This is a genomic window from Lactobacillus sp. UMNPBX12, assembly GCF_002553955.1.
Lineage (GTDB): Bacteria > Bacillota > Bacilli > Lactobacillales > Lactobacillaceae > Lactobacillus > Lactobacillus crispatus.
The window spans coordinates 1-5,240 of sequence record NZ_PCYY01000042.1 but is presented as its reverse complement, the minus strand read 5'-3'; the positions used below and the strand labels follow the sequence as shown (position 1 = coordinate 5,240).

Genomic DNA, 5,240 nt, shown 5'->3' with positions numbered 1-5,240 from the left:
TGATGTATTTTAATACGTCATCTGATAATTCCTGTTCATTTAAACTTAATTTGACTAATATAATAGCAACACCATCAACTCCTGAAACTACTGAAGAAGAACATTTGACAATAAAAGATCATGTGGGTTCATCAACTTTAAGAAGAGGATTACCACAAACTGGTGAAAAGAAATCTACTTTGAATGTAGGTTTTGCCCTTGCTGGCATAGGCTTGGCTTTGCTTGCAGGGATGTTGTTTGATCCTAAAAAGAAGCACTAATACTGAATAAGAATTAAGTTCGTTAAAGATCGAATCATTTTGGGTTCGATCTTTTTTAGTAACAAAATTTAAAAAATCCCACCTTCGTGAATAATTGAATACTTTATGTATTTCAATCGTCCACTTTAGTGGGATTGTATCAATTCAGGATGATCTTTTTGAATTTCCTGTTTTTGAAGGGCAGCCCAAGTCCATGGAAGAGTTTTTTAGTCGCCTAGAAACTATAGGCAAGGCTTGGCATAAAGCCTATGATACCATTGATTCCGATACAGATAGAGTCATTAAGAGAACTAAAATGGATGCTCGTACTACGTTAGACCTACTAGAACATCTATCACCTGTACAGCTCTCTTGAAGAGAAAAAGAATATCAGCACGTCACCAGTATGGTTCTTAGACTATGATCAAAAAATTTATTGTACTGATGACGCCATCATTGGTCAGATGCTTCAAACCATTAATCATGACATTACCCGACGCAGCAGTCGTAGCTTATTACACTGGAAAATTCTTAAACAAAATTGTTTCAGAGATTTTTATTTTTTGATGGGTGTTATTTTTTATTTAGTTTTAAGTGATTTTATCTATTAAAGGTAATAGCTCTATGTTATATTATAAGTGTTATAATAATGTAAAAATTATTAGGCACTGAAATATAGTGCCTTATGATACGAGGAGAAAGATCATGTTAGAAAGAGTCCCAAAATATACACTAAGAAAACTGTCAGTTGGCTTGGCCTCAGTGATGATTGGATCAGGAATACTGATGAACTCTCCAAAGGTACTTGCTGATACTACTAGCCCAAGTGAAAGTACTGGTACTACTAGCGCAAGTGGAAGTACTGGTACTGGTACTGGTACTACTAGCGCAAGTGAAAGTACTGGTACTGGTACTGCTGTTCCATCTTCTAATCAAAATGAAGGTAATGGTGAGAATCAATCTCGTACCCCTGCTTTAGGTGATAACCATGCTTCAAGTGATGCTAATGGACTTGACGGTGTAGATTCGATTGTACCTGATAAGCCATCTGATGGGGGAAAATCTACTCAAGGTAATAATAATCCTATGATCTATGAAAATAATGCTGATTCTAAAGATCAATGGTTAAAGACAGGAACAGGAGAACTTGCTCAGTATCTTAAAGTCACAGGAAAAGATGGCAAAGAATATGTAACAGCTTATAATAATCCACAATCTCAGCTTGTAATTAATTATAATCTGATCCATCCTAATACCTTTGAATTAGTTACTGTTTTAAAAAATGGTAATAAAAATGCAAACCCTCTGCTTATAACTTTCTGGAGTCCCGATTTTGCTTTAGATACTAATAGGCAAAATGGTGAAATTCAAATCGATAGTCAGCAGGGGCACAATTACAAGATATCCTATCATTATCATACTAGTGGTGGGTCTTATCCAAGTTATCAAGAATCTCAAGATCAAGGATATAAACTAGCTGATTTAGACGGAGTGTATTTAAATAGAGCAACGATACAAGCTGACGATACAATTAGATATATAATACCATTGAAGTATATTGGTGATGGATCTAAAAAAACTCAATCTCCATATTATGGCAGAGATTACACCACCTATAAGGAAATTGCTACAAGAAATATTTCAATTGAGAAGCTTGATCCAGCTCAAATTGAAACACCAGCTAAGCCAACAACTGATAAAGACACTGTTACTACTGGGATCTACAATAATCCCCAGATCACTGCTTCAGATTGGCACAAGATGGCCCATGGCCAGGTTATTGCTTATTACACGGCTAAGGGGAAAGACCGTAAAACTTATGTAACTGGGTATGTAACTGCTAATAATAAGTCTGAGTCGATCATCAATGTTGATCAGATTGATCCAAACACTCTGGAATACCATTTGATTTACCACAATGGTGACAAGGAAGTTGGTTCCGGGTTGTGGTTCAACTTTGCTGATAACAAGGCTGTAGCGATTGATACGAGCCGTCTTGGTGCTAATGGTCCACAATTGAAGAGTCAGCAAGGCTGGTCTTATGGCTGGGGGATCAACGGTACTGGTGATGGTGGTAACTATTACAGTGACTGGGCAGAATACCTTAAGGCCCACAATGGTTCTGGAGATAAGGCTACGCAAATTACCATGACGGGGACTGCCTTTAAACCAGATGATACAATCGAATTTATCATCCCGGTTAAGTACATTGGTCAGCTCTCTGATCAGGTTCATTCACTAACCTTTGCGCCACAGGTTAACGACTATGGTGGAGGTAACTTTGCCAATGGGATTAAACTCTACTTCACAACTGTGCGCAAGGACTTAAGTCAGGTTAAGCGGGTAGACTTGCTTCCGACTGAGTTCATGGGGGAAAAACCTGGTGAATCAGACTGGAAGCTCGTTAAGGAAATTTCCAAAGATATGCCAAATGGGTGGGATGCCTTTAAAATTAGCAACTTCCCAACCTATAAGGGATCATTCAATATGGACTCACTACCAAAAGGGGACAGACCATCGCTTGTTTACGGCAGTGCGCAATACTTTATTGATCTAAGAAAAATTCAAGAAATTTTTGCTAACCATGGTTACACGGTCAAGTATGCTAACAACAACGGTAAAGCTCAGGAAATGCCATTCTATGCATACTCCACCCTACCAGGGGCAAAACGTGTTGATGATGATAGACCTGTCTTGAATGACCCATCTATCTGGGTAATCCAAGTTCAAGCTGTGCCTGCTATTATTTTAAATAAGGATCAACACTATGTGGCAGATCCAAATGCTAAGCCATGGGACACCACTTCAATGATTGATGAGATTTATGCTGCTGATGACGCAGGAAACCGGGTGACGCGCGATCAACTAACAAAGTTGCCAAAGACGGACGTGGATATTAGTTATGAATACCAAGCTCCAGGGGCTGCTACAGCCGCTGCGGTTGATAAGGTCGACTTGACTAAGGCGGGGGTATACACTGTAACTTACAGTCATACTTATGCTAATAAGCAAGTAGTTAAGGATAGTCGCAAGGTTTATGTCGATTATGTTAAGCAAGAAACCAAGGACATTACTCGAACAATTATTGTCCACAAGCCAAACGGAACTGACCAAACAGTTACCCAAAAAGCAACATTGACACGGGAAGTGATTCTTGATGCAACTACTGGGAAAATCAAATCTGTGGGTGAATGGAATCCTGCTAAGTGGGAAAGATACTCAGCTCCAGAATTTACAGGTTACACTCCAGACAAAGCTCAAATTGATGAAACTACTGTGAACGAGGACACTCAGAATACAACTGTTGAGATTAGCTATACAGCTAATGAGATCACAAAGCAAGAAAGCAAGGACATTACTCGAACAATTATTGTCCACACGCCAAACGGAACTGACCAAACAGTTAAACAAACAGCAACATTGACACGGGAAGTGATTCTTTATGCACCTACTGGGGAAATCAAATCTTTGGGTGAATGGTCTACTGCTAAGTGGGAAACATACTCAGCTCCAGAATTTAAAGGTTACACTCCAGACAAAGCTCAAATTGATGAAACTACTGTGAACGAGGACACTCAGAATACAACTGTTGAGATTAGCTATACAGCTAATGAGATCACAAAGCAAGAAAGCAAGGACATTACTCGAACAATTATTGTCCACACGCCAAACGGAACTGACCAAACAGTTAAACAAACAGCAACATTGACACGGGAAGTGATTCTTTATGCACCTACTGGGGAAATCAAATCTTTGGGTGAATGGTCTACTGCTAAGTGGGAAACATACTCAGCTCCAGAATTTAAAGGTTACACTCCAGACAAAGCTCAAATTGATGAAACTACTGTGAACAAGAACACTCAGGATACAACTGTTGAGATTAGCTATAAAGCTAATGAGATCACAAAGACAGAAACCAAGGACATTACTCGAACAATTATTGTCCACGAGCCAAACGGAACTGACCAAACAGTTATCCAAAAAGCAACATTGACACGGAAAGTGATTCTTTATGCACCTACTGGGGAAATCAAATCTGCGGGTAAATGGTCTACTGCTAAGTGGGAAAGATACTCAGCTCCAGAATTTACAGGTTACACTCCAGACAAAGCTCAAATTGATGAAACTACTGTGAACGAGGACACTCAGAATACAACTGTTGAGATTAGCTATACAGCTAATGAGACCTCAGAGCAACCAGGTCACAGCAAGGACAACAGTAATAATGACAACAATGGTGGTAACAACTCAAATACTGAACTAACTGATAACAATACTGATACCTCAAACCCAACTGACAATAATAAGTCTAGCAAGACCAAATCAACGACTACTTCTAAATCTAACCAGTCTTCAAAGGCTAAGCGAACCACTAAATCTGGTACGATTAGCCCTAAGGCAGTCGCTTTAGCTAATACTACTGCTGGTCTAGCTACTTCAGCTAAGGCAAATATGGAAAACGGTATTGCCAAGAACAACAGCCAAAATTCTCAAACTTTGCCACAGACTGGTGAAAATGAAAGTAAGGTAGCATTTGCCGTTGCCGGGTTGTTAGCAGCTGCTTTGGGCATTTTTGGTATAGCTATTAATCATAAAAAAGAAAATTAATTAGCTAAGTTGAATAAATCATACAAAAAGACGCATAGAATAGTGGCTCTTTGTCAAACACCCTAAAGTATAAAGGTAGATAGAAACATGACGATGTTTTTATCTACCTTTTTTCTTATACTTAGATTGAGGTTGCGGTTGAACCTTTCAAGGCAGCCGTTAGAATAAGGCAGTTTTGCTCCATTAAGCACAGCTTTTAGGTTATGTTTAAAGGTCAATAGTGTTTTGTGCATTAAAGTCCCAATTTGATCTTGGCAGTTGATTAATAATTTGAGCTCATGAGTATTGCCCGTTTTAACGGCTTGAATAAAGCTTTGCATCAGGTTATATGAATTCTCTAATGAAGAAAAGATAACTCATGGCTGGCTAGCTGTGGGTATTACCATTATTATG

At 38.8% G+C, this 5,240-nt stretch carries 2 protein-coding genes and 1 pseudogene; 2 read left to right on the top strand and 1 reads right to left on the bottom strand.

All coding sequences use genetic code 11. The annotated features are described in order from the left end of the window. Both CP363_RS10205 and CP363_RS10195 read left to right on the top strand, forming a co-directional pair. Positions 1 to 260 (top strand): LPXTG cell wall anchor domain-containing protein (locus tag CP363_RS10205; RefSeq protein WP_233187167.1); only part of this gene is annotated, 260 nt, incomplete at its 5' end. A gap of 684 nt (positions 261 to 944) precedes the next feature. Next, on the top strand, positions 945 to 4,847 hold the full coding sequence (locus CP363_RS10195) for a YSIRK-type signal peptide-containing protein (protein WP_098036209.1): 3,903 nt from the start codon (positions 945 to 947) through the stop codon (positions 4,845 to 4,847). Between the two features lie 128 nt (positions 4,848 to 4,975). Here CP363_RS10195 and CP363_RS10190 read toward each other — a convergent pair. After that, a pseudogene (locus tag CP363_RS10190) lies at positions 4,976 to 5,194 on the bottom strand (ISL3 family transposase); the annotation flags it as partial. Positions 5,195 to 5,240: the final 46 nt, after the last annotated feature.